The organism is uncultured Microbacterium sp., assembly GCF_900078385.1.
Taxonomy (GTDB): Bacteria; Actinomycetota; Actinomycetes; order Actinomycetales; family Microbacteriaceae; genus Microbacterium.
Genome location: NZ_FLQR01000010.1, coordinates 52,458 through 75,335, shown reverse-complemented (window position 1 = coordinate 75,335; position 22,878 = coordinate 52,458). Strand labels below are relative to the sequence as shown.

Below are 22,878 nucleotides of genomic sequence, written 5' to 3'. Positions count from 1 at the left end.
GAGCGTCGGAGTCCCGCGCGTCAGAGATCGGCGCCGTCGCGGGCCGGCGTCGTGCCGGCGACCGGCGGCCGGGAGATCTCGTGCCACAGGTCGACGTGCTCCTCGCCGTCGGGATCATCGTCCAGACGCGAGCGCCCGACCACGGTCACGGCGGTCTTCTCATGCGGCGACGTGCGGATGTAGAGCCGGTCCGAGTGCGCCTCGTCCAGCGCCTGCGCGAGTTCGCCGCGGATCGCCGTGAGGGCGTCCTCGTCGAGGCCCTCCAGTCCGCCCTCGTCGAGGACCGTGACGCTCGCGCCCCGCCGGCGGGCCTCCTCCAGCTGCGCGCGGACGCGGTCATCCAGCAGCCGGGGGCCGCGCATGTCGTCGCGCAGGCGGCCTTCGGCCAGCCGCGCCCCCATCCGCTCGTCGTCGTCGAGGACACCGCCGGTCTCGACCGTGCGCGCAAGGACGGGCCCGGCGACCGACAGGGCCCGCTGCACCTGTGCGCGGCGTTCCCGCCGCCGCCCATCCTGCGACGCGAGCCACTCCGACGACGCCCGTTGCAGCTCGGTCAGGTCGGCGGTGTCGCGCGCCGCGCTGTCGAGGAGCCGCGTGATCAGCTGCGCGAGTCCCACCCAGGTGACCGCACCGACGACGCCGAGGGCGAGCGCATTCGCGATGCCGATCCACAACGCGGCCTCCACCGCGAGCAGGACGACGCCGATCCACGCGATCCACGGTCGGCGGCGCACCATCACGATCGCCATGAGCGCGCCGATCCCGCCGAGGCTCCACGTGGCGAACGATTCCAGGCGCGCGGCGGGCCCCGCGGCGTACCAGGTCGCCGACGGCACGATCGCCACGTTCGCCAGGGCGAGCACGCCCGCCCACGCGGGGAGGACGGCGCGTCCGCCGAGGCCCGCCGTGATGGTCTCCGGCGACGGCGTCTCGGTGGGCCGGACGTTCCAGAAGATGCACAGCCACGTCGTCGCGAGGAACAGCACGACGGATGCCGTCAGCATGAGCGGGAACTCGACGGGAGTCGTCCAGAGCATGCCGCCGACGGCGAGGTACGCCGTGAACGCGGCGCCGAGCGCCGAGAGCACCACGCGGACGGAGAAGGTCATCGCGGCTGCTCCCAGGTGAGGGTGACGACGGTGCCCGCGGCGCTGCTGTCGACGGTCGCGCGGCCGGCCGCCGCCGCGACGCGCGCGATGATCGAGGCGCGGATGCCGAGGCGGTCATCCGGGATGGCGGCCGGGTCGAACCCGTGCCCCGTGTCGCCGACGCGGATCCGCACACCCTCACGGTCGGCCGACACCTCCACCGTGAGCCCCGCCCCGTGCGCGTGCTGGATGGCGTTGGCGATCGCCTGCGCGGCCGCGAGGATGAGGGCGCGGGCGACGCGGCCGGGAATCGCCGGGGCCGACGGATCGATGTCCCGCGCGACCGTCACGGCCTGGCCGTGGTCGCGGGCGGCGGCCTCGAGCTGCGCGGCGATGGTCGCGCCGTCCACGGGCTCGTCGGGTCCTTCGCCCGCGCTCTGGTCGGCGTTCGCGAGGCGGGTGAGAGCCTCCCGCGCCATCGACACGGCGAGGGTGCGCTCACGATCGGTCGTCGCCCGCTCGGCGGCGATCAAGGCGGCCAGGACGCTGTCGTGCATGAGCGCGGCGACGGCCACGCGTTCCTTCTCGACCGCGTCGGCGGCGGCCGCCGCGGCATACGAGGCGACGGCGCTCCCCCGGGTCTCATCGATGCCCGCGGCGACGGAGCGGAGCATCCACCCGAGGGTGATGACGACGCCGGCGAGGATCAGCGCGTACACGACGTCGAGCACGACGACCACGACGCTGCCCTGCGCGGTGCCGACCTGCGCGATGCGCACGACGCCGAACAGCACCGGCACGAGCACCGCCCACACCACCTGGAGCGGGATGCGGAAAGCCACGACCGCCGCGGACGTCGCGACGTTCAGCAGGTACCAGATCCACGGTTCGGCCGGGTCGGCGGGACGACCGGCGGTCGCGAGCGGCCAGGTCAGCAGAGCGAGGGGGAACACGACGGCGAAGACGCCGGCGAAGCCGCGCGCCGCGACGCCCGCGAAGCACGCGATGACCATGAGCGCGAGCGGCAGGAAGATCGCGATCACGAGGCCCGTGCGCCAGAGCGGATCCTCCTGCGGCGGCGCGAGGGCGTTCAGGAACCCCTGCGTGCCGAGAAGAGTGGAGCCGGAGCCGATCGCGACGACGATGATGCGTTCGACGCGCGCCTGCGTGAAGTTCTCCACGCCGGCCGAGATGTCGCCCAGGGGCCGCCGGGTGGCCGGGTCGAGCGCGATGCGTTCAGCCGTCACCGGAACCCTCGGCAACCAGTCCGTCTTCCATCGCGCGGCGGAGCAGGTCCACCTTCGTCGGCGCGGGGCGGCCGACCTCGACGTACTTCACGCGCACCCGCGTGATGTTCTCCTTCGCCGTCGAATAGGCGATGCCGAGGCGTTCGGCGACGACCTTGAGCGGCAGACCCGCCGCGTACAGCCGCAGCACGTCGCGCTCGCGCGCGGAGAGCTGCGCGTCGGCGAACGCCCGGTCGCCCTCGACGGCGCTGACCCATTCGACGTTGTCGAGCGGCTCGCCGCGTGCGACCGTGCGGATGGCGTCGATGACGTCGTCGATGCGGGAGGACTTGCTGATGATGCCCGCGGCCCCCGCGGCGAGGGCCTCGCGCACGGCGGCGGGCCGGTCGGCGACGCTGTGGATGATGACGGACGAGCCGTCCCCCACGAGGCGCGACACGTTCTCGGTGACGGTCGTGCCGTCGCCGAGGGTGAGGTCGAGCACCACGACATCGGCGGGCGCGGATGCCGAGAAGGTGCGCCAGTCGAGGTACTGCCGCACGCTGCTGCCGGAGAAGACCACTTCCTTGGTCCCGGCGCGCGCGCAGGCCGCCTCGAGTCCCAGACGCACGGACTCGTGGTCGTCGATCAGTGCGACCCTCGTCATGGGCTCAGCCTAGCGAGCGATTCATCGTGACATGACGGCGACGGCCTCGACGTGATGCGAGTGCGGGAAGAGGTCGAACGCGCGGACGCTGCGGGTGTCGAAGCCATGCGCGCGGAAGGTCGCCAGGTCGCGCGCGAGCGCGACGGGGTCGCACGCGACGTAGACGATGCGCGCGGGATCGAGGTCCGCGAGGAGGTCGACGACCTCGCGGCCGGCGCCCGCGCGCGGCGGGTCGAGGACGACGACGCCGCGGGCCAGTCGTGCGCGCTGGTCGGCGGATGCCGTGCGCGTGAACTCGGCGAGCCACCGGTCCACGCGGCCCGTCTCGGCGCGCGCGCCGACCCACTCGGCGAGGTTCTCACCGGCGTGCTCGGTGGCGCGCGGATCCGACTCGACGCTCGTGATGCGGGTGCCCGCTCCGCCGACCCCCGCCACGGCGGCCGCGAGGAGCCCGACACCCCCGTACAGGTCGAGGTTCGCCGCGTCCGGGTCGAGTGCGCCGTCCTCCCGGAGCGCCGCCGCCACGGCATCCGTCAGCGTCGTCGCGGCGAGCCGGTGCACCTGCCAGAACCCGCCGGCATCCACCCGGAAGTCCCGACCGCCGACCGTCTCGACGACGACTTCGCGGATCGCCGGATCGGCCGGCGGACGGCGCGGGCCGCGCCGTGCCCGCGGGGGCGTCTCCGGGCGGGCGAGGAGGCGGACCCGCCCGTCGGCAGGCTGGACGAGGTCCACGCGACCGGGAGGCAGCCCGCTGATGGTGCGCGCCGCCTGCGCGACGGCCGGCACGGCGAGGGGCAGGTCGTCCACGTCGATGACCCGGTGGCTGCGCGCCGCGAACGGCCCGACGCGGCCGTCCGCATCGACGTGCAGACTGACGCGGGTGCGCCACCGCGTGCCGTCGGCGGACTCCGCGGCGCTCTCGCCGCCCGCGGCCTCCATCGTCGTCGGCAGCTCGAGGCCGGCCATGCGGCGGAGGGCGTCAGCCAGCACGCGGGTCTTCAGCTCGCGCTGGTGCGTCAGGTCGATGTGTCCGAAGTCGGCGCCGCCGGGACGATCCTGCGGGCTCACGGCGACATCCGCGGCGGGCCACACGTGCGGGCGACGGTGCGGCGACGCGTCGAGCACCTCGAGCGTCTCCCCGCGCCAGAACGCGGACTTGCCGGTGTCGGTCAACCGCACGCGGACCCGCTCGCCGGGGATCGCGTCGGGCACGAAGACCACGCGGCCCTCGTGCCGCCCCACGAACACGCCGCCGTGGGCGACGTCGGTCACGTCCAGGTCGATGAGGTCTCCGGCATCCATCCGTCGAGCATCCCACGGCGCCGCTACCGTGGGGGAATGCGCGTGTGCCTGGCCTCCACCTCCCCCGCCCGCCTCATGCTGCTGCGACAGGCCGGCATCGAACCGCGCACGCAGGCGCCGCAGGTCGACGAGGAGGCGGTCATCGCCGCCATCGAGGCCCACGAGGGCCGCGTCCTCCCGCCCGATGAGCACGTCCTGCTCCTCGCGCGCCGCAAGGCCGCCGACGTCGCCGCGACCCTGGCCGCCGAGGAGCCGGAGTTCGACGGGCTCGTCATCGGCGGCGACTCCATGTTCGAGCTCGACGGCGAGGTGCTCGGCAAGCCCTACACGGCCGAGGTGGCGACCGCGCGCTGGCACCGCATGCGCGGGCGCACCGGTGTGCTGCACTCCGGTCACAGCGTGTTCCGCCTCGCGCCCGGCGCCGAGCCGCGCGAGGCGCACGCCGTCGCGGCGGCATCCGTCACCTTCGCGGGCGACATCACGGATGCCGAGATCGACGCCTATGTCGCCTCCGGCGAGCCGCTCCAGGTCGCGGGCGCCTTCACCGTCGACAGCCTCGGCGGCGCGTTCATCGATCGTGTCGACGGCGACCCGTCGACGGTCGTCGGAATGTCGCTGTCGACGGTGCGGCGACTGGCCGCAGACCTGGGCGTCACCTGGACGAGTCTCTGGAGCAGCCCCGCCGACTCGTAGGGTTCCGCCCACGTTTTCTCGGTGATCTTGTGCGAGTGATCCAAAGTCGACCCCCGTGTGCTGGGTAGGCTGGCATTCATGCCCCCTATCGCCAAGGTGCTCATCGCGAACCGCGGCGAGATCGCCGTCCGTGTCATCCGTGCCGCCCGCGACAGCGGGAAGGCCTCCGTCGCCGTCTACGCCGACCAGGACCGCGACGCGATGCACGCCAAGCTCGCCGACGAGGCGTACGCGCTCGAGGGCGTGACGAGCAGTGAGACATATCTGTCGATCGAGAAGATCCTCTCGGTCGCCCGCCGGTCCGGCGCCGACGCCGTGCACCCGGGCTACGGCTTCCTCGCCGAGAACGCGGAGTTCGCCCGCGCCGTCATCGCGGCCGGGCTGGTGTGGATCGGACCCTCCCCCGAGGCCATCGAGGCGCTCGGCGACAAGGTCACGGCCCGTCACGTCGCCGAGAAGGTCGGCGCCCCTCTGGCGCCGGGAACCCCGGGCCCCGTGTCCGGAGCCGACGAGGTCATCGCCTTCGCGCAGCAGTACGGACTCCCCATCGCCATCAAGGCGGCCTACGGGGGCGGCGGCCGGGGGCTCAAGGTCGCCCGCGAGCTCAGCGAAGTGGCCGAGCAGTTCGAGTCCGCGACCCGCGAGGCCATCACGGCGTTCGGGCGCGGCGAGTGCTTCGTGGAGAAGTACCTCGACAAGCCGCGCCACGTCGAGACGCAGTGCCTCGCCGACGCCGCCGGGAACGTCGTGGTCGTCTCGACGCGCGACTGCTCGCTGCAGCGCCGCCACCAGAAGCTCGTGGAGGAGGCACCCGCGCCGTTCCTCAGCGACGAGCAGAACCGCATCCTCTACGAATCGTCCAAGGCGATCCTCAAGGAGGTCGGCTACGTCGGAGCCGGCACGTGCGAGTTCCTCATCGGCGGGGACGGGACGATCTCGTTCCTCGAGGTGAACACACGCCTGCAGGTCGAGCACCCGGTCTCCGAGGAGGTCACCGGCATCGACCTCGTGCGCGAGCAGTTCCGTCTCGCCGAGGGCGGCACGCTCGACTACGGAGACCCCGAGCCGGTGGGGCACTCGATCGAGTTCCGCATCAACGGCGAGGACCCGGGTCGGAACTTCCTCCCCCAGCCGGGACGCATCCACCAGTTCAAGACGTTCGGCGGCCCCGGCATCCGCCTGGACTCCGGCGTCACCGCGAACGACAGCGTCAGCGGCGCCTTCGACTCGCTGCTCGGCAAGATCATCGTCACGGGCCGCGACCGCGCCGAGGCGCTCGAGCGCTCCCGCCGGGCGCTCGACGAGTTCGAGGTCGCCGGCATGCCGACGGTCCTGCCGTTCCACCGCAAGGTCGTCCGCGACCCCGCGTTCACGGCCGAGGACGGCCGGTTCGGCGTCTACACGCGGTGGATCGAGACCGAGTTCGTCAACGACATCCCGCCGTGGGACGGGGAGCTGGACTCCCCGTCGGCCTGCGAGCCGCGCCACAGCGTCGTCGTCGAGGTCTCCGGCAAGCGCCTCGAGGTGAGCCTCCCCGATCGCATCGTGCAGGCTCCGACGCGGATCGGCCGCCCGGCGGCCGTGCCGCCGTCGCGCCGCTCGCACGCCGCGTCGGTGACGGCGGGCGCCTCCGGCGACGCGGTGAAGTCCCCCATGCAGGCCACCATCGTCAAGGTCGCCGTCGAGGAGGGGCAGCAGGTCGTCAAGGGCGACCTCGTCGTCGTGCTCGAGGCGATGAAGATGGAGCAGCCCATCCAGGCGCACAAGGACGGCGTCGTGGGGGCCGTGAACGCCGCCCCCGGCACGACCGTGTCGGCCGGACATCAGCTCCTGACCATCTCCTGACGCATCGGGTCACACCGGGACCCGTGGCGTAGCGTGGGGCCCATGAAGGATCGACGTCGCATCGTGGCGGCCGGTGCCGGGCTGCTGCTCGTGCTGGCCGGGTGCGCCACGGCCCCCCGGATCGACCTCGACGACGCGCGCGCGTGGCTCGAGGACGTCGAGGCGGCCCAGTCCGACGGCCCCGGCGCCGCCGGGACCGTGTCGCTCCTCATCGACCACGAGGGTTCCGATGGCGACGGCCGGCTCGAGTTCGCCTCCCCCACCCCGCTCGTCCGCGCCGATGCGCAGTGCTTCGGGGGCGGCACCGCCGACGTCGCGGTGACCCTGGTCTCCGCCGACGGCGCCGAGTCGGACCCGTTCGACGCGGAGATCCCGTGCGATGAGGACGTGCACGAGATCGAGCTGGACGGAACTCCGGCGTCCGCAGCGGTCATCGACGCCCACGGGAGCATCGAGACGTACCTGCACGTCGCGGTGATCCAGGGGATGGTCATCGAGCGCTGACCCGCGAGGGCGCTCCGATCAGGACGGGACCGCGCGGATGCCGGCCCACGTCACGAGACCGCCGCGGCGTGACGGGCGTCAGCTGATGTCGGTGGTGCTGCGGTCGATCGGGTGCATCGCGCGTGTGGCGTCGGTGATGCTCCCGGACAGCGACGGGTACACCGCGAAGACTCGGGAGAGCTGATCGACGGTGAGCCGGCGCTCGGCGGCGATCGCGATCGGGTAGATCAGCTCCGAGGCGCGCGGCGCGACGATGACGCCGCCCAGCACGATGCCCGAGCCGGTGTGCGCGATGAGCTTCACGAACCCGTCCTTGACGCCCATCATCTTCGCGCGGGCGTTGGCGGCCAGGGGCAGCTTGTGCACATAGCCGTCGATCCGGCCGGACTCGATGTCCTTGACCTGGTACCCGACGGTCGCGATCTCCGGCGCCGTGAAGATGTTCGCGGCGATGCGGCGGCGATCGAGCGGGATGACCGCGTCGCCGAGGGCGTGGAAGACCGCCATCCGCCCCTGCATCGACGCGACGGATGCCAGCGGGACGAAGGTCGTGCAATCGCCCGCGGCGTAGATGTTCGGCACCGAGGTCCGCGCGACGCGGTTGACCTGGATGTGCCCCGACTCCGCGAGCTGGACGCCGGCGTCCTCGAGGCCGATCCCGGACGTGTTGGGGATGGAGCCGACCGCCATGAGGCAGTGGCTGCCCTCGACGGTGCGGCCGTCGCCGAGGGTCACGACGACACCCTCGCCGACCCGCTCGACCTTCTCCGCGCGCGACTTCGCGAGAACCGTCATCCCCCCGCGCTTGAAGACCTTCTCGATCACCGCGGCGGCGTCGGTGTCCTCACCGGGCAGCACCTGGTCGCGGCTCGAGATCAGCGTGACCTTGGCGCCGAGGTTCATGTACGCCGAGGCGAACTCGGCTCCCGTGACACCGGAGCCGACGACGATGAGGTGCTCGGGGAGGGTCTTCATGTCGTACAGCTGCGTCCAGGTGAGGATGCGCTCCCCGTCCGGCATCGCCGTGGGCAGCTCGCGCGGAGAGGCCCCGACCGAGACGACGAGCGTGTCGGCCTCGATGCGGTCGAAGTCGGTGCCGCCCTGGCTCGTCGACACGACGACGGCATGCGTGCCGTCGAGGCGGCCGTGGCCGGAGATGAGGCGCACGCCGGCCTCCACGAGCGTCGCGCGCATATCGTCGGACTGCTGCCGCGCCAGCGACATCAGCCGCTTGTTGACGGCGGCGAGGTTGATCGCGACCTGCGGCTTGAGCGGCTTGCCGCGATCGGATGTCGCGAACAGCTGCACGCCGAGGTCCGAGGCCTCGGAGATCGCGACCGCGGCATCCGCGGTCGCGATGAGGCTCTTCGACGGCACGACATCGGTGATGACCGCCGACCCCCCGACGCCGGCGCGTTCGACGAGGGTGACCTCCGCGCCGAGCTGCGCGGCGGCCAGCGCCGCCTCGTACCCGCCGGGACCGCCACCGAGGACGATGACGCTCTGCGTGCTCTCGAAGCTCAAGGTCATTGGTCCATTGTCTCAGGCCGCGCCGCCCGTCCGCGCCGCCCGGTCTGGCCGGGAAGGCGCCCGGGTTCCTAGAGTGGACCCATGTCCGACATCTCCAATCCGCTCGACGATCCCACCAGCGACCCCTTCGAGCTCGCCGCCGACGCCGCCGCCGACATCGCCCGGCTCACCGGCGTCGACCGCCACGACATCGCCCTCACACTCGGCAGCGGGTGGGGGAAGGCCGCCGACCTCATCGGCGGGACGACCGCGGAGATCCCGGCGACCGAGGTCACCGGCTTCAGCAAGCCGGCCCTGGTCGGCCACGTCGGATCGCTGCGCAGCATCCTGACCCCCAAGGGTCGCCGTGTGCTCGTCATCGGGGCGCGCACGCACTACTACGAGGGCCACGGTGTGCGCCGCGTCGTGCACAGCGTGCGCACCGCCGCGGCGACCGGCGCCCGCACGATGGTCCTCACCAACGGCGCCGGGGGCATCAAGTCGGGCTGGAAGCCGGGACAGCCCGTGCTGATCAGCGACCACATCAACCTGACCGGCGACTCGCCCCTCGAGGGCGCGACGTTCATCGACCTCACCGACCTGTACTCGGTGCGGCTGCGCGACCTCGCCCGTCGGGTCGACCCGAGCCTCGACGAGGGTGTGTACTGCCAGTTCCGCGGACCGCAGTACGAGACCCCCGCGGAAGTGCGGATGGCCAAGACGATCGGCGGCAACATCGTCGGCATGTCCACCGCGCTGGAGGCCATCGCGGCCCGTCAGGCGGGCATGGAGATCCTCGGCTTCTCGCTCATCACGAACATGGCCGCCGGCATCCAGACCACGCCGCTCAGCCATCACGAGGTCATCGAAGCCGGCCGGGAGGCCGAGCCGGTCATCTCCGCGCTCCTGGCGCGCGTGATCGGCGAGCTGTGAGCACCGTCGAGGTCGCGCGGGCGTGGCTCGCGCAGGACCCGGACGACGTCACACGGGACGAGCTGGATGCGCTGATCCGCCGGGCCGAAGCCGGCGACGCGGCCGCGGCCGCCGACCTCGCCGACCGCTTCGCAGGACGGCTCGCGTTCGGCACGGCAGGCCTCCGCGGACGCCTCGGCGCCGGCAGCAACCGCATGAACCGCGTGCTCGTGACGCAGGCCGCCGCCGGACTCGCCGCGTACGTGCGGGAGCGCGCGGGCGCGGGCGCCACGGTCGTGATCGGGTACGACGGGCGACGCAACTCCGACGTCTTCGCGCGGGACAGCGCCGAGATCTTCGCCGGGGCGGGCCTGCGGGCCGTCCTGCTGCCGCGTCTCCTGCCGACCCCGGTCCTCGCGTTCGCGGTGCGTCACCTCGACGCCGCCGCCGGCGTCATGGTGACGGCATCCCACAACCCGCCCGACGACAACGGGTACAAGGTGTACCTCGGCGGAGCGGACGAGGGCTCGCAGATCGTCGCGCCCGCCGACGCCGACATCGCCGCGCAGATCCAGCGGGTCGCCGATGCCGGCGACATCCGCACGCTGCCGCGCTCGACGGAGTACGAGGTCGCCGACGAGGCGGTCGTCGAGTCGTACGTCGCGGCGACCGCGCTCGTCGCGCCGGCACCGGCCGGAGCGGCGGGGATGCCGTGGGTGTACACGGCGATGCACGGCGTCGGACACGAGACGCTCGCCCGGATCCTCACACTCGCGGGCTATCCGCAGCCCCTCGTCGTCGAGGCGCAGATCGCGCCGGACGGCGCGTTCCCCACGGTCGCCTTCCCCAACCCGGAGGAGCCGGGGGCCATGGACCTCTCGTACGAGACGGCGCGGGCGGCGGGCGCGGAGTTCATCCTCGCCAACGACCCGGATGCCGACCGGCTCGCCGTCGCGATCCCGGATGCGAAGGCCGACGGGGGCTGGCGCCGGCTGACCGGCAACGAGGTGGGGCTGCTCCTCGGCTGGCGGGCCGCCCGCACGGCGTCGACAGGGTCGCTGGCCTGCTCGCTGGTCTCCTCCCCCGGCCTGCAGACCGTCGCCGAGCACTACGGGCTCGACTTCCACGCGACGCTCACGGGCTTCAAGTGGATCTCCCGCGCACCCGGACTCGTCTTCGGGTTCGAGGAGGCGCTCGGCTACCTCGTGAACCCCGAGACGGTCCGCGACAAGGACGGCATCTCGGCCGCGATCGCCATGCTCGGGATGATCGCCGAAGCGCGCGAGCAGGGCGCGGCAGTCCCCGACCTCCTGGCCCAGTTCCAGGAGACGTTCGGCTTCTTCGACAGCGGTCAGGTCTCGGTGCGCGTCGAGGACGTGTCGATCATCGGCCGCATCATGGCCGCGCTGCGGGCGCAGCATCCCGTCGCACTCGGCGGGGTCGGGGTGCAGCGGGTCGAGGATCTGCTCGTGCCCGCGGCCGACCAGCCCTCGGGCGACGTGCTGCGCCTGTGGCTCGACGACGGGTCGCGCGTCATCGTGCGCCCGAGCGGCACCGAGCCCAAGCTGAAGGTGTACCTCGACGTGCGCGGGACCTCCGCCGAGGACGCCGCGGCGCGGCTCGCCGCGCTCGACGCCGGCGCGCGCGAGCTCGTCGCCGCCGCCTCGGCCTGACCCGCCCGCCCGGCGGTCTCGCCGCACTGCGCCCCGCGGCCGCGCCGCTGAGAAACCACGATCAACATGAGAAACCCGCTCCGGCGTGGTTTGTCATGCCGGATGTGGTTTCTCAGCGCTGCACGGCTTCGCCGGACCCCGCTCGGTAGGCTGAACGGCGTGCTGCTGACCGAGCCCCGCGTCCTGGAGAACGACCACGTGCGGCTCGAGCCGCTCGCCGCGGACCACGCGGACGACCTCGCCGAGGCCGCCACGGGGCTCGAGTACGCCTGGTACACGTCGGTGCCCGCGTCGCCCGCGGAGGAGATCGCGTTCCGTCTCGCCGAGCGGGATGCCGGTCGCATGAACCCGTGGGCCGTGCTCCACGCGGGCCGCGCCGTCGGCATGACGACGTTCTGCAACGTCGACCAGCCGAACCGCCATGTCGAGATCGGCTACACCTGGCTCGCCACACGCGTGCAGCGGACGGCGGTGAACACGGCCGCGAAGCTCCTGCTCCTCGGTCACGCCTTCGAGGCGTGCGATGCGATCGCCGTGGAGTTCCGCACGCACTGGCACAACCGCCAATCGCGCGCGGCGATCGAGCGGCTCGGCGCCAAGCAGGACGGCGTGCTGCGGAACGCGCGACTGGGACCCGACGGGACGCTGCGCGACACGGTCGTCTACTCGATCCTCCCGCACGAGTGGCCCGCGGTCCGGCTGGGACTGCAGACCAGGCTCGCGCGACCCTGACGGCGCCCGGCCGGCCGAGAAACCACGATCAGCATGAGAAACCACCTCCGGCGTGGTTTCTCATGCCGGATGTGGCTTCTCAGCGTCCTCGCATCGGCGGGCGCAGCGCGCTAGCCGTCCACCACGGCGACGAGTTCGTCAAGGAATGCCGTGAAGGTCGTCCCCCGGCGCAGGATCCGCTGGACGCTCTCCCGCTCGCTGAAGACCTCGACGAGCTGCTCGAACACGGTCTGGAACGCGGCGCGGTCGGACTCGGAGAACGCCACCATGGCCACGACCTGCACGCGCGCATCGCCCCACGGGATCGACGGGTCGGCGATGCCCACGGCGATCGAGGTGCGGGTGGCGGACATCCCGATCGCGTGCGGGACGGCGAGCGCGTCGGTGAACGCCGTGGAGGAGAGCCGCTCGCGCTCCAGCGTCCGCTCGACGTAGTCCTCGGCGATGACCCCCTGCGCGACGAGCAGACCGCCGAGGCGGCGGATGACCTGCTCCTCGTCGACGCCGGCGCCGAGGCCGTGCACGAACGCCTCGGGCGAGAAGTAGCGTTCGAGCTCGGCGCGCAGCCGCGCGAGGCGCCGGGCCCGCCGCACGCGCCCCGCCGCCGCCTGCACGCGCTCCACGTCGGCCTCGGTGAGGAACGGCTGGATGCGCACGACCCGGTCGGAGGTGAGCGGCGGGTCGATCGTGCTGAGGATCAGGTCGCTGTCGATCGACTCCCAGTCGGGGTCGACCCGCGTCTCGACGTCGACGACCTCGATGGCCCCGCCGAGGGAGCGGTCGACGCTCGAGCGCAGCAGCTCGTGCAGCTCGTAGTACCCGGGGCAGACGATCGTCGCCGTCAGCAGGGCGCCGGCGCGGCGGCTGCGCTCGAGCCGCCCGCCGACGTGCATGGCGATGTACGCGATCTCGTCGTCGAGCAGCGGGATGCCGAGGAGTCCCCGCAGCCCGTCCGCGATGAACACCGCGACCTCGAAGATCATCGGGTACGTCGTCTTGAGCGACCGGGTCAGGGGGTTCCGCGACCATGCCTGCTCCCGCGCGCGCTCGCGGAGGTTCTGCACGTGCAGCGACAGCCGCATGACGAAGTCGTCATGGTCGAGGTCGACGAGGAACTCCGCGGCGGCGCGGGAGACGACGCCGCGGACCGCGGCCTCCACCTCGGGGTCGACCCGCTCGCGGATGACCTCGGCGGGCGCGGCCGCGCCGGGTGCGATGACCCGGCTCTGCACGATCGCGGCGAGGTGGCTGAGGTCCCCGCTGCCGAGGCGCACGCCGAGGTGGTCCGCGCTGAGCCGATCGATGAGCTCCGCGATCTGCGCAGGCGTGGAGCCCTCGCCGCCGTCGTCGAGCGCATGGTCGCCGGCGACCCGGTCGGCCGCGATCGCGATGTGCATCATGACGTCGCCGATGCCGAACTCGTTGACGAAGTAGCCGAGATTCCCGAGGCCGGAGACGAGCTCCGCCTTGAACGGGCCGAAGGCTCTGGCGCCGATCGATCCTTCCCCGAGCGTTCGACGCAGCGCCTCCAGATCGAAGGCGCCGTCCTCCGTCTCCTCGTGGGCGAGTCTGCTGAGGAGTCTCCGCTGCGCCATCTCGGTGCCACGCAGACGCGCGCGGGACGCGGCGCGCTCGAGGGTCAGCTCCGTTCCGCCGAGCAGGGCCCGCACGCGACCGAGGTCGGCCTCCACCGTGGCGGGGCTGACATGGAAGGTGTCGGCGATCTCGAAGACATCCACCCCGTCCGGCGCGGCGAGGATCGCCCGTACCAGGCGGTGCAGGCGCTCCCGCGGCGCGGAGGCGTCCGGGCCCGTCGTCCGCAGCGCAGCGCCGGCGTCCGGCCCGAGGCGGTAGCCCTGCGGACCCGACTCGACCACGACTCCGTCCGCGACGCGCGCGTTCAGGCCCGTGACGTAGCTCCGGATGCTGCGCGGGGTCACGCCGATCGCGTCGGCGAGCTCTGCGGCGGTCGTCCATTCGCCGCGTCGCGTGAGCAGGGCGACGACGCGATCCTGCCTGGCTCTGCTCACGGAGGACAGTCAACCACGACCCCGCGACGGAGTTTCCTCCCCCGCGGAAGCGAACCTGGTTGTCCGCTCCCAGCACTTTCACAAGAATGGCGAAGAAGGAGGCGGGTCGATGAGGATCCTCGTGGTGTGCGGCGCGGGAGCGTCGAGCACGTTCGTCGCGCAGCGTGTGCGCCATGCCGCCCAGGCGGCCGGACGGGACATCAGTGCCGTCGCCGGCACCGAGCAGTCCCTGGCCATCGATCTGGATGCCGCGGACGTCGTGCTCGTGGGCCCCCACCTGCGTCGCTCGCTCGAGCACATCCGACGGGATGCCGCCTACCGCGGCGCGCGCGTCGTGCTGCTGCCGGACGACGTGTTCGCCGACATCGACGGGACGCGCACGCTCGCCCTGGTCGACACCGCCCTGGCCGCACCCGCGGACGAAGACGCCACCGAGAGGAACATCCCATGACGGAAGAGTCCGCACCGCAGGCCACCCGGACGATCCGCATCGGCTCGTCCAACGGGCTGCACGCCCGCCCCGCGAAGCTGTTCGCGCAGGCGGTGAAGGATGCCGGCATCCCGGTGTCGATCTCCAAGGGATCCGGCAGCCCGGTGAACGCCGCCAGCATCCTGGGGGTTATCTCCCTCGGTGCCGAGAAGGGCGACTACGTGACCCTGATCGCCGACGGGGACGCCGCCGACGACGTGCTCGACGAGCTGGCCGAGCTGCTGACGACCGACCACGACGAGTGAAGAAGAAGAACGGAACGAGGACACGACGATGAGTGAACTGCGCGGAGTCGGCATCGGCCTGGGAGTCGCCCAGGGACCGGTGGCACGGATGGCCGAGCCCCTGCCCGCCCCCGAGGACGTGCCCAGCACGCTCTCGCCGGAGGAGGAGATCGCGCGCGTCCGGGATGCCGTCGCCGTCGTCGCCCGGGAGCTCGAGACGCGTGGCGCGCAGGCCGGAGGCCTGGCCCGCGAGGTGCTCGAGGCGCAGGCCATGATGGCCGAGGACCCCACGCTCGACCAGGAGGTCCTCACCCGCACCGCCGCCGGCAAGACCGGCGAGTTCGCCGTCCACGACGCCTTCGCGCGGTTCCGGGACACCCTCGCCGCGATGGGCGGCTACCTCGGCGAGCGCGCCGCCGACCTCGACGACGTCGCCCAGCGGGTCATCGCGCGGCTTCGCGGCCTTCCGGCACCCGGCATCCCCGACCCCGGCCACCCGTTCGTCCTCGTCGCCAAGGACCTCGCGCCGGCCGACACCGCCCTGCTGGACCTCGACAAGGTCCTCGCCCTCGTCACGACCGATGGCGGTCCGACCTCGCACACGGCGATCCTCGCCCGCGAGAAGTCGATCGTCGCGGTCGTCGGCGCCGCCGCCGCGAAGGACCTCGCCGACGGCGAGATCGTCATCGTGGATGCCGCCAAGGGCGTCGTGACGGCGAGTCCGTCCGACGACGAGCTGAGCCAGGCGCAGCACCGGGCCGACGCGCGGCGCACCGCCGCGTCCGCGCCGATCACGCCCGGCGCCCTCGCCGACGGCACCGCCGTGCCGCTCCTCGCGAACCTCGGCAAGCCCGAAGGCGCCGCCGAAGCCGTCGAGCTCGGCGCGGAGGGCGTGGGGCTGTTCCGCACCGAGTTCCTCTTCCTCAGCTCCTCGCAGGCGCCGACGGTCGAGCAGCAGGCCAAGGCCTACACCGAGCTGCTGAACGCGTTCCCCGGCAAGAAGGTCGTCGTCCGGGCGCTGGACGCCGGCGCCGACAAGCCCCTCGCGTTCCTGAACGACGCGCACGAGGAGAACCCCGCTCTCGGGCTCCGCGGCATCCGGTCGCTCCGGGCCAGCGAGGATATCCTCCGCGAACAGCTGACGGCGCTGCAGCAGGCTCAGGCTGCGACGCAGGCCGACCTGTGGGTCATGGCCCCCATGATCGGCACGGTCGAGGAGACGGAGTACTTCACCACGCTCTGCCGCGACTACGGCATCAAGACCGCCGGTGTCATGGTCGAGGTCCCGTCGGCGGCTCTCATGGCCGAGAAGGTGCTCGGCATCGCCGACTTCGCCTCGATCGGCACGAACGACCTGACCCAGTACACGATGGCGGCGGACCGCCTCCTGGGCTCGGTCTCCTCGTTCCAGGACCCGTGGCACCCCGCCGTCCTGCAGCTGATCGGCATGACCGGCGCCGCAGGCCGGACGACCGGCAAGCCGGTCGGCATCTGCGGCGAGGCGGCGGCCGATCCGCTCCTCGCGGTGGTGCTCGTCGGCCTCGGCGCCACGACCCTGTCGATGGCGCCCACCGCGCTCGCGGATGTCCGCGCGACGCTCCTGAAGTACACCCGCGACGATGCCGAGCGCATCGCCGCGGCTGCCCTCGCCGCCGACGGGGCGGCATCAGCCCGAGCTGCGGCCCAAGCCGCAGCCGACACCGTGGCCTAGCCACGGCTCACCAGAAGGAGAACCAGCAATGACAACGGCGTCCAATCCCACCACGCGCGGAGGTATCCGGGTCGGCGTTCAGCGATTCGGCACATTCCTCTCCGGCATGATCATGCCGAACATCCCGGCCCTCATCGCATGGGGTATCTTCACCGCGTTCTTCATCGACGTGGGGTGGACGCCCAACGCCGACCTGGCCACGATCGTCGGCCCGTTCATCCACTACCTGCTGCCGCTGATCATCGCCTACACGGCGGGCTACATGGTCTACAAGCAGCGCGGTGGCGTCGTCGCGACCATCGCGACGATGGGTGCGATCGCGGGCTCCGACCTGCTCATCGCGCAGTTCAACGCGACCCTCGCCGAGGGTGAGCCGCAGCTCGGCCAGATCCACATGTTCATCGGCGCGATGATCATGGGACCGCTCGCGGCCTACACCATGAAGTGGCTCGACAGCCTCTGGGAGGGCAAGGTCCGGGCAGGCTTCGAGATGCTCGTGAACATGTTCTCGGCGGGCATCTGGGGCTTCATCATGGCCGTCGTCGGCTTCTACCCGATCGCGTGGCTCGTGAACGGCATCATGACCGTCCTCGGCAACGCGGTGAGCTGGCTCGTGGAGAACAACCTGCTGCCGCTGACGAGCATCCTGATCGAGCCTGCGAAGGTCTTCTTCCTGAACAACGCCATCAACCACGGCGTGCTCACCCCGCTCGGCATCGCGCAGGCGGACGAGCAGGGCAAGTCGATCCTCTTCCTCCTCGAGGCCAACCCCGGCCCCGGTGTGGGTCTGCTGCTCGCGTTCACGTTCTTCGGCATCGGCGCGGCACGCGCGTCGGCTCCGGGCGCCGCCATCATCCAGTTCTTCGGCGGCATCCACGAGGTGTACTTCCCGTACGCGCTCATGAAGCCGGTGCTGATCCTCGCGCTGATCGCGGGTGGCATGACCGGTGTCACGACCAACATGCTCCTGGACACGGGCCTGCGGGCACCGGCCGCCCCAGGAAGCATCATCGCCGTGATGCTGCAGACCGCCAACGACAGCTACGTCGGCGTCATCCTCTCGGTCGTCCTCTCGGCCGCCGTCACGTTCATCGTCGCGGGGATCATCCTGCGGGCCTCGCGCAAGCGCGACCTCGCCGCCGAGGCGGCCGGCACCGACCGGTTCACGTCGGCCGTCGACCAGACCGAGGCCAACAAGGGCAAGAAGTCCGAGTACCTCGGCGGACTGCGCGGTGACGATGCGGCTGCGGCCGGTGTCGCCGCCGGCGCCGGCGCCACCTCGGTGGTCACCGACAAGGAGGTGCGCAACATCGTCTTCGCCTGCGACGCCGGTATGGGCTCCTCCGCGATGGGCGCCAGCGTGCTGCGCAGCAAGATCAAGAAGGCGGGCATCGAGGACGTCACGGTCGTCAACAAGGCGATCGCGAACCTCGACTCCTCCGCCGACCTGGTCATCACGCAGCAGCAGCTGACGGATCGCGCGCGCAAGCACACGCCGGATGCCATGCACGTGTCGGTGGACAACTTCATGAACTCGCCGAAGTACGACGAGGTCGTGCAGCTGGTCGTGGATCAGCACCACCGCCGCGCGTAGTCTCGGAAGACCGCCGCGGGGCCGGGCAGCGCGACGCACCCGGCCTCGTGGCCTTCCGAGTCCGAACGACCCACAAGGAAGAGAGACAGACATGGCACGCGAGGTTCTCAACGTCGGACAGGTCCGCATCCACTCCGGCTCGGTGAGCAAGGAGAACGCGATGAAGGAGGCCGCCGACATCCTCGAGGCGGCGGGCGCCGTGACGAGCGCGTACTTCGACGCGATGCAGCAGCGGGAGATGACGGTGTCCACCTACATGGGCAACGAGCTGGCGATTCCGCACGGCACGAACGAGACGAAGGACACGATCCTCGACTCCGCACTGTCGTTCGTGCGCTACGACGGGGGCGTGGACTGGAGCGGCGAGCCGGTGACCTTCGTGGTCGGCATCGCCGGCAAGGGCGATGAGCACCTCGAGATCCTGTCGCAGATCGCGCTGATCTTCTCCGACGACGACGAGGTCGCCCGTCTCAAGGAGGCGCAGACGCCCGAAGAGCTGTACGGCATGCTGTCGTCGGTGAACGACGCATGAAGGCGGTCCATTTCGGGGCCGGCAACATCGGCCGGGGTTTCGTGGGGCTCCTGCTCCACGAGGGCGGCTACGACCTCGTCTTCTCCGACGTCGCGGCGCCGCTCGTCGACGCCATCAACGCCGTCTCGGAGTACACCGTGCACGAGGTCGGCGAGGGCGGTACCGACAAGGTCGTGACCGGCTTCCGCGCCCTCAACAGCGCCACAGACCCGCAGGCGGTCGTCGACGAGATCGCCACGGCGAACGTCGTCACGACGGCCGTCGGCCCCACGATCCTGAAGTTCGTCGCCCCGCACATCCTCGCCGCGCTGGCCCTGCGCGATCCGTCCGCCCCGCCCCTGCAGATCATGGCGTGCGAGAACGCGATCAACGCGACCGACCAGCTGCGCGACGAGATCCGCGCACAGGCGGGCGACGCGTGGGACGGCCTGTCCGCCCGCGCCGTGTTCGCCAACACCGCGGTGGACCGCATCGTCCCCGCCCAGCCGGCCGGCTCCGGCGTGGATGTCACGGTCGAGCCGTTCTACGAGTGGGCCATCGAACGGCCGCCGTTCGGCGAGAACCCGCCGACGATCCCGGGCGCCCATTTCGTCGACGACCTCGGCCCCTACATCGAGCGGAAGCTCTTCACAGTCAACACGGGGCACGCGACGACGGCGTACTTCGGCGCGCAGGCCGGCGTGGACAAGATCTCCGATGTGCTCGCCGATCCGGCGATCGCCGCGAAGGTCTCCGCCGCGCTCGAGGAGACCTCCGCGCTCCTCGTCGCCAAGCACGGCCTCGACGCCGGCGAACTCGCGGAGTACCGTGCGACGATCCTGCGCCGCTTCGCCAACCCCGCGCTCCCCGACACCGTCGGCCGCGTCGGACGGCAGCCCCTCCGCAAGCTGTCCCGGCACGAGCGCTTCATCGGGCCGGCTGCCGAGGCCGCCGAGCGCGGCCTGTCCGTCGACGGCCTGCTGGCCGCCGTGGGTGCTGCGCTCCTCTTCGACGACGCGGCGGACGAGCAGGCCGTCGAGCTGCAGCGCCGCCTGCGCGAGGAGTCCGCGGAGGACTTCACGGCATCGGTCACCGGGCTCGAGACCGATCATCCCCTCTTCGCCCGGGTCGAGGCCCTCGTCGCGCAGCGCCAGCGGGAGCTCGGCGCCTGATCGACCGGGGCATGCGGGAGCGTCGCTACGCCGTCGTCGGCGCGGGTCCGTCCGGACTCGCTGCCGCGCGGGCGCTGCAGCGCGAGGGCATCGCCTTCGACGGCTTCGAGGCCTCGCGGGGGGTGGGCGGCCTGTGGGACATCGACAATCCGCGCTCCACGGTGTACGAATCCGCGCATCTCATCTCCTCGCGGACGACGACCGAGTTCGCGGAGTTCCCCATGCGCACGACGGCGGACTATCCGAGCCACCGCGAGCTGGTCGCGTACTTCCGCGAGTACGCCGAGCACTTCGGCCTGGCCGCGCACTATCGGTTCGACACGACCGTCACCGCGCTCCGTCGGGATGACGACGGCGACTGGACCGTCACGGCATCCGGTCCGGACGGCGAGCGCACCGCGCGGTACGCGGGCGTCGTCATCGCGAACGGCACGCTGGCCGCGCCCCGGATGCCCGACTTCCCCGGCACGTTCACCGGCGAGATCCTGCACACGAGCGGCTACCGCAGCGCCCGGCAGCTCGACGGCAAGCGCGTGCTGATCATCGGCGCCGGCAACTCCGGCTGCGACATCGCGGTGGATGCCGTCCACTCCGCGGCATCCGTGGAGATGAGCGTCCGCCGCGGCTACCACTTCGTCCCCCGCTACCTGTTCGGTCGGCCCGCCGACACGCTGAACCAGGGCCGTCCCCTCCCCCCGCGGATCAAGCAGTTCGTCGACTCCCGCGTGCTCCGCGCGTTCACCGGCGATCCCGTCCGGTTCGGCTTCCCGGAGCCGGACCACCGGATCTACGAGTCGCATCCGATCGTCAACACGCTGATCCTGGGACACCTCGGCCAGGGCGACCTGCGCATCCGCGCCGACGTCGCACGGTTCGAGGGCGACACGGTCCATTTCCGCGACGGCACGCACGGACGGTACGACACCGTGCTGCTCGCGACCGGGTACCGGCTGGACTACCCGTTCGTCGAGCGCGCCGACCTCAACTGGACCGGGATGGCGCCGACGCTCTTCCTCAACATCTTCCCGCCGTCCTTCAACGGCCTGTTCGTGATGGGGATGGTCGAGGCGTCCGGGCTCGGGTGGCAGGGCCGCTACGAGCAGGCCGAGCTCATCGCCGCGTACCTGCGCGCCGAGGTCGACCACCCGGAGCGCGCGTCGCTGTTCCGGCGCCGCGTGAACGTCCCGTGGCCCGACCTGACCGGCGGCTACCGCTACCTGGGGCTCGAACGCATGGCGTACTACGTCAACAAGGACGCCTATCGCGGGACGGTGCGCGCCCTCATCCGCTCGCTCCGCGAGCCCGCCCGCACCGCGCTCCGCACACGGCGGACGACCCGCGGATGAACCCGGCCCGCGGCCGGCGCGTCACAACGCGAGGTCGAGGCGCGAGAGTCCGCCGATGCGGAGCGAGAGACGGCCGTCGAGGCGCAGGACGGTGAGGAGCGTCCGCGTGCAGGCGCGGCAGCGGACGATCGCCGCGGCTCCGTCGTCCTCCACCGACGCGGCCGCGAGCGGGCCGACCTGCCCGCAGTGTCCGCACGCGAGGAGGGCCATCGTCATGTCGCCTGCGAAGACGTCGGCGAGGAGGCCCGCGAGGGCATTGCCGTCGACGTGGCGGACCGGGCCATGCGGCTCGTCCGGCGGCGCTCCGTGGTGGGGAGAGACGTCCATCAGGCTCCTCCGAATCGCTCGGTGCGGACCCGCTCCGCCGGGTGCCCGGCGGCGACCAGCAGGTCGGCGGTCGCCTCGACGAAACCCGTCGGACCGCAGACGAACACGGTCGGGGCCGCCTCCGGCGGCCACGCGCTGGCCGCGAGGCCGTCCGCCGTGAGCCGGCCCACGGGGCCGGTCCAGTCGGCGGGCGCGTGCCGCGTGTACCGCCAGTCCACCGTGATTCCGGCCGCGGTCAGGCCCGCGACCTCGTCGCGGTACATGGCGTCGCCCGGTGAGCGCACGGAGTACAGCAGGCGGAACGGCGCGTGCCCGCCGGCGACCGACCGGGCACGGGCCATCGCGAGGAGCGGGACGATCCCCGAGCCGCCGGCGATGAGCTGCACCGGGGCCGGGTCGGCGGCATCCCACACGAAGTAGGCGCCCAGCGGGCCTTTCACCTCGAGCGCGTCGCCCGGTTCGATGACGTCCACGAAGTAGGGCGACACCTCGCCGTCGTCCACGCGGTCCACCCCCAGCTCCACGGTCTCACCGGGCCCGGACGACGCGATCGAGTAGGAACGCTCGGCCTGGTAGCCGTCCTCGGCCGTCAGACGGATGTCGAGATGCTGGCCCGGCAGGTTCCCCGGCCAGCCCGGGACGTGCAGGGTCAGGATGCGCGCGTGGGCGGTGGCGGGACGGGCGGCGGCGAGGGTCGCCGGGCGCCAGCCGCCGACGGTCACCAATAGCGCTCCTCGGTCCATGGGTCGCCGTGCAGGTGATAGCCGTTCTGCTCCCAGAATCCGGGCCGGTCGCGATCCTGCATCACCAGCGCGTTGACCCACTTCGCGCTCTTCCAGAAGTAGAGGTGCGGCACGAGCAGCCGCGCCGGACCGCCGTGCTCCGGCGCGAGCGGTGCGCCGTCGAACTCGAACGCGACCCACGCCTTGCCGCCGAGGAGGTCCGCCATCGGGACGTTCGTCGTGTACCCGCCGTAGGAGTGGGCCATCGCGAACTGCGCGTCGGTGTCGACGGCGGCCATCAGGGTGTCCACCGACACGCCCCGCCACGACGTGCCGAGCTTGGACCACCGGGTGACGCAGTGGATGTCGGTGTCGATCTCCTCGATGGGCAGCGCCTGGAACTCCTCCCACGTCCAGGTCGTGGTCGTGGCCTTCTCGGTGACGACCCGGAAGGTCCACTCGTCGAGCGGGATGCGGGGCGTCGGCCCGGCGGAGAGGACGGGGAAGTCCTTCGTCAGGTACTGGCCGGGCGGAATCGCCGGGTCGGTCTCGCGCCTCCGACCGCCGAAACCGCGTGAGAACACTGCCATGACCTCT

General features: G+C 72.0%; 22 protein-coding genes. 13 read left to right on the top strand and 9 right to left on the bottom strand.

Going from position 1 to position 22,878, the window contains the following annotated elements; translation table 11 throughout:
* Nucleotides 1–20: 20 nt before the first annotated feature.
* The 4 genes from QZL85_RS12830 to QZL85_RS12815 are packed head-to-tail and all read right to left on the bottom strand — an operon-like array spanning nucleotide 21 to nucleotide 4,286.
* Entirely contained in the window at nucleotides 21–1,109 is a 1,089-nt protein-coding gene (locus QZL85_RS12830; protein ID WP_295577328.1) for a hypothetical protein, read from the bottom strand.
* The gene (locus tag QZL85_RS12825; RefSeq protein WP_295577326.1) at nucleotides 1,106–2,335 is read right to left on the bottom strand and encodes an ATP-binding protein; all 1,230 of its coding nucleotides are present in this window, start codon (nucleotides 2,333–2,335) and stop codon (nucleotides 1,106–1,108) included. The genes QZL85_RS12830 and QZL85_RS12825 overlap by 4 nt, the downstream gene beginning before the upstream one ends.
* Nucleotides 2,325–2,981: a response regulator transcription factor gene (locus QZL85_RS12820; RefSeq protein ID WP_295577324.1), complete on the bottom strand. Its 657-nt coding sequence runs from the start codon at nucleotides 2,979–2,981 to the stop codon at nucleotides 2,325–2,327. Before QZL85_RS12820 ends, QZL85_RS12825 begins: the two co-directional genes overlap by 11 nt.
* Before the next feature lie 21 nt (nucleotides 2,982–3,002).
* Nucleotides 3,003–4,286 carry a class I SAM-dependent RNA methyltransferase gene (locus QZL85_RS12815; protein ID WP_295577322.1) on the bottom strand — a complete coding sequence of 428 codons (1,284 nt, stop codon included), beginning with the start codon at nucleotides 4,284–4,286 and terminating at the stop codon, nucleotides 3,003–3,005.
* A gap of 36 nt (nucleotides 4,287–4,322) precedes the next feature.
* Between QZL85_RS12815 and QZL85_RS12810 the strand changes: the two genes are divergently transcribed.
* The 3 genes from QZL85_RS12810 (at nucleotide 4,323) to QZL85_RS12800 (ending at nucleotide 7,328) form a co-directional block, all read left to right on the top strand.
* Nucleotides 4,323–4,979, top strand: a complete 657-nt coding sequence (locus QZL85_RS12810) for a nucleoside triphosphate pyrophosphatase (RefSeq protein ID WP_295577320.1) — start codon at nucleotides 4,323–4,325, stop codon at nucleotides 4,977–4,979.
* Between the two features lie 78 nt (nucleotides 4,980–5,057).
* On the top strand, nucleotides 5,058–6,824 hold the full coding sequence (locus QZL85_RS12805) for a biotin carboxylase N-terminal domain-containing protein (protein ID WP_295577318.1): 1,767 nt from the start codon (nucleotides 5,058–5,060) through the stop codon (nucleotides 6,822–6,824).
* Between the two features lie 42 nt (nucleotides 6,825–6,866).
* Nucleotides 6,867–7,328, top strand: coding sequence for a hypothetical protein (locus QZL85_RS12800; RefSeq protein ID WP_295577316.1), 462 nt, complete (start codon nucleotides 6,867–6,869; stop codon nucleotides 7,326–7,328).
* Nucleotides 7,329–7,406: 78 nt separating this feature from the next.
* Here the strand turns inward: QZL85_RS12800 and QZL85_RS12795 are convergent, their stop codons facing one another.
* Nucleotides 7,407–8,858, bottom strand: coding sequence for an NAD(P)H-quinone dehydrogenase (locus QZL85_RS12795; RefSeq protein ID WP_295577314.1), 1,452 nt, complete (start codon nucleotides 8,856–8,858; stop codon nucleotides 7,407–7,409).
* A gap of 81 nt (nucleotides 8,859–8,939) precedes the next feature.
* Here QZL85_RS12795 and QZL85_RS12790 point away from each other — a divergent pair, with 81 nt between their 5' ends.
* The 3 genes from QZL85_RS12790 (at nucleotide 8,940) to QZL85_RS12780 (ending at nucleotide 12,154) form a co-directional block, all read left to right on the top strand.
* Entirely contained in the window at nucleotides 8,940–9,770 is an 831-nt protein-coding gene (locus QZL85_RS12790; protein WP_295577311.1) for a purine-nucleoside phosphorylase, read from the top strand.
* On the top strand, nucleotides 9,767–11,422 hold the full coding sequence (locus QZL85_RS12785; protein ID WP_295577310.1) for a phospho-sugar mutase: 1,656 nt from the start codon (nucleotides 9,767–9,769) through the stop codon (nucleotides 11,420–11,422). Before QZL85_RS12790 ends, QZL85_RS12785 begins: the two co-directional genes overlap by 4 nt.
* Nucleotides 11,423–11,581: 159 nt before the next feature.
* Nucleotides 11,582–12,154, top strand: a complete 573-nt coding sequence (locus QZL85_RS12780) for a GNAT family N-acetyltransferase (protein ID WP_295577308.1) — start codon at nucleotides 11,582–11,584, stop codon at nucleotides 12,152–12,154.
* Nucleotides 12,155–12,264: 110 nt separating this feature from the next.
* On the opposite strand, the gene QZL85_RS12775 is transcribed toward QZL85_RS12780, so the two are convergent.
* Nucleotides 12,265–14,184: a transcription antiterminator gene (locus tag QZL85_RS12775; RefSeq protein WP_295577305.1), complete on the bottom strand. Its 1,920-nt coding sequence runs from the start codon at nucleotides 14,182–14,184 to the stop codon at nucleotides 12,265–12,267.
* A gap of 109 nt (nucleotides 14,185–14,293) precedes the next feature.
* Between QZL85_RS12775 and QZL85_RS12770 the strand changes: the two genes are divergently transcribed.
* From QZL85_RS12770 to QZL85_RS12740, 7 genes are all read left to right on the top strand, one after another.
* Nucleotides 14,294–14,635, top strand: coding sequence for a PTS sugar transporter subunit IIB (locus tag QZL85_RS12770; RefSeq protein ID WP_295577304.1), 342 nt, complete (start codon nucleotides 14,294–14,296; stop codon nucleotides 14,633–14,635).
* The gene (locus tag QZL85_RS12765; RefSeq protein ID WP_295577302.1) at nucleotides 14,632–14,919 is read left to right on the top strand and encodes an HPr family phosphocarrier protein; all 288 of its coding nucleotides are present in this window, start codon (nucleotides 14,632–14,634) and stop codon (nucleotides 14,917–14,919) included. The genes QZL85_RS12770 and QZL85_RS12765 overlap by 4 nt, the downstream gene beginning before the upstream one ends.
* A gap of 28 nt (nucleotides 14,920–14,947) precedes the next feature.
* Nucleotides 14,948–16,609: a phosphoenolpyruvate--protein phosphotransferase gene (gene ptsP / locus QZL85_RS12760; RefSeq protein WP_295577299.1), complete on the top strand. Its 1,662-nt coding sequence runs from the start codon at nucleotides 14,948–14,950 to the stop codon at nucleotides 16,607–16,609.
* A gap of 28 nt (nucleotides 16,610–16,637) precedes the next feature.
* The gene (locus QZL85_RS12755) at nucleotides 16,638–18,203 is read left to right on the top strand and encodes a PTS mannitol transporter subunit IICB (protein ID WP_295577297.1); all 1,566 of its coding nucleotides are present in this window, start codon (nucleotides 16,638–16,640) and stop codon (nucleotides 18,201–18,203) included.
* 91 nt (nucleotides 18,204–18,294) lie between these two features.
* Nucleotides 18,295–18,735 carry a PTS sugar transporter subunit IIA gene (locus QZL85_RS12750; protein ID WP_295577295.1) on the top strand — a complete coding sequence of 147 codons (441 nt, stop codon included), beginning with the start codon at nucleotides 18,295–18,297 and terminating at the stop codon, nucleotides 18,733–18,735.
* Entirely contained in the window at nucleotides 18,732–19,886 is a 1,155-nt protein-coding gene (locus QZL85_RS12745) for a mannitol-1-phosphate 5-dehydrogenase (protein ID WP_295577293.1), read from the top strand. The genes QZL85_RS12750 and QZL85_RS12745 overlap by 4 nt, the downstream gene beginning before the upstream one ends.
* Nucleotides 19,887–19,897: 11 nt before the next feature.
* The gene (locus QZL85_RS12740; RefSeq protein ID WP_295577291.1) at nucleotides 19,898–21,232 is read left to right on the top strand and encodes an NAD(P)/FAD-dependent oxidoreductase; all 1,335 of its coding nucleotides are present in this window, start codon (nucleotides 19,898–19,900) and stop codon (nucleotides 21,230–21,232) included.
* 21 nt (nucleotides 21,233–21,253) lie between these two features.
* On the opposite strand, the gene QZL85_RS12735 is transcribed toward QZL85_RS12740, so the two are convergent.
* The 3 genes from QZL85_RS12735 to QZL85_RS12725 are packed head-to-tail and all read right to left on the bottom strand — an operon-like array spanning nucleotide 21,254 to nucleotide 22,871.
* On the bottom strand, nucleotides 21,254–21,559 hold the full coding sequence (locus QZL85_RS12735) for a DUF6510 family protein (RefSeq protein WP_295577288.1): 306 nt from the start codon (nucleotides 21,557–21,559) through the stop codon (nucleotides 21,254–21,256).
* Nucleotides 21,559–22,281: a ferredoxin reductase gene (locus QZL85_RS12730; RefSeq protein ID WP_295577286.1), complete on the bottom strand. Its 723-nt coding sequence runs from the start codon at nucleotides 22,279–22,281 to the stop codon at nucleotides 21,559–21,561. Before QZL85_RS12730 ends, QZL85_RS12735 begins: the two co-directional genes overlap by 1 nt.
* Nucleotides 22,278–22,871, bottom strand: a complete 594-nt coding sequence (locus QZL85_RS12725; protein WP_295577284.1) for a molybdopterin-dependent oxidoreductase — start codon at nucleotides 22,869–22,871, stop codon at nucleotides 22,278–22,280. The genes QZL85_RS12730 and QZL85_RS12725 overlap by 4 nt, the downstream gene beginning before the upstream one ends.
* Nucleotides 22,872–22,878 lie beyond the last annotated feature (7 nt).

Excerpts from the sequence above, each read along its gene's own strand:
- QZL85_RS12830 (WP_295577328.1), bottom strand. The coding sequence starts at position 1,109 with ATGACCTTCTCCGTCCGCGTGGTGCTCTCGGCGCTCGGCGCCGCGTTC.
- QZL85_RS12820 (WP_295577324.1), bottom strand. The coding sequence starts at position 2,981 with ATGACGAGGGTCGCACTGATCGACGACCACGAGTCCGTGCGTCTGGGA.
- QZL85_RS12815 (WP_295577322.1), bottom strand. The coding sequence starts at position 4,286 with ATGGATGCCGGAGACCTCATCGACCTGGACGTGACCGACGTCGCCCAC.
- QZL85_RS12810 (WP_295577320.1), top strand. The coding sequence starts at position 4,323 with ATGCGCGTGTGCCTGGCCTCCACCTCCCCCGCCCGCCTCATGCTGCTG.
- QZL85_RS12805 (WP_295577318.1), top strand. The coding sequence starts at position 5,058 with ATGCCCCCTATCGCCAAGGTGCTCATCGCGAACCGCGGCGAGATCGCC.
- QZL85_RS12800 (WP_295577316.1), top strand. The coding sequence starts at position 6,867 with ATGAAGGATCGACGTCGCATCGTGGCGGCCGGTGCCGGGCTGCTGCTC.
- QZL85_RS12795 (WP_295577314.1), bottom strand. The coding sequence starts at position 8,858 with ATGACCTTGAGCTTCGAGAGCACGCAGAGCGTCATCGTCCTCGGTGGC.
- QZL85_RS12790 (WP_295577311.1), top strand. The coding sequence starts at position 8,940 with ATGTCCGACATCTCCAATCCGCTCGACGATCCCACCAGCGACCCCTTC.
- QZL85_RS12770 (WP_295577304.1), top strand. The coding sequence starts at position 14,294 with ATGAGGATCCTCGTGGTGTGCGGCGCGGGAGCGTCGAGCACGTTCGTC.
- QZL85_RS12765 (WP_295577302.1), top strand. The coding sequence starts at position 14,632 with ATGACGGAAGAGTCCGCACCGCAGGCCACCCGGACGATCCGCATCGGC.
- ptsP (WP_295577299.1), top strand. The coding sequence starts at position 14,948 with ATGAGTGAACTGCGCGGAGTCGGCATCGGCCTGGGAGTCGCCCAGGGA.
- QZL85_RS12755 (WP_295577297.1), top strand. The coding sequence starts at position 16,638 with ATGACAACGGCGTCCAATCCCACCACGCGCGGAGGTATCCGGGTCGGC.
- QZL85_RS12750 (WP_295577295.1), top strand. The coding sequence starts at position 18,295 with ATGGCACGCGAGGTTCTCAACGTCGGACAGGTCCGCATCCACTCCGGC.
- QZL85_RS12745 (WP_295577293.1), top strand. The coding sequence starts at position 18,732 with ATGAAGGCGGTCCATTTCGGGGCCGGCAACATCGGCCGGGGTTTCGTG.
- QZL85_RS12740 (WP_295577291.1), top strand. The coding sequence starts at position 19,898 with ATGCGGGAGCGTCGCTACGCCGTCGTCGGCGCGGGTCCGTCCGGACTC.
- QZL85_RS12735 (WP_295577288.1), bottom strand. The coding sequence starts at position 21,559 with ATGGACGTCTCTCCCCACCACGGAGCGCCGCCGGACGAGCCGCATGGC.
- QZL85_RS12725 (WP_295577284.1), bottom strand. The coding sequence starts at position 22,871 with ATGGCAGTGTTCTCACGCGGTTTCGGCGGTCGGAGGCGCGAGACCGAC.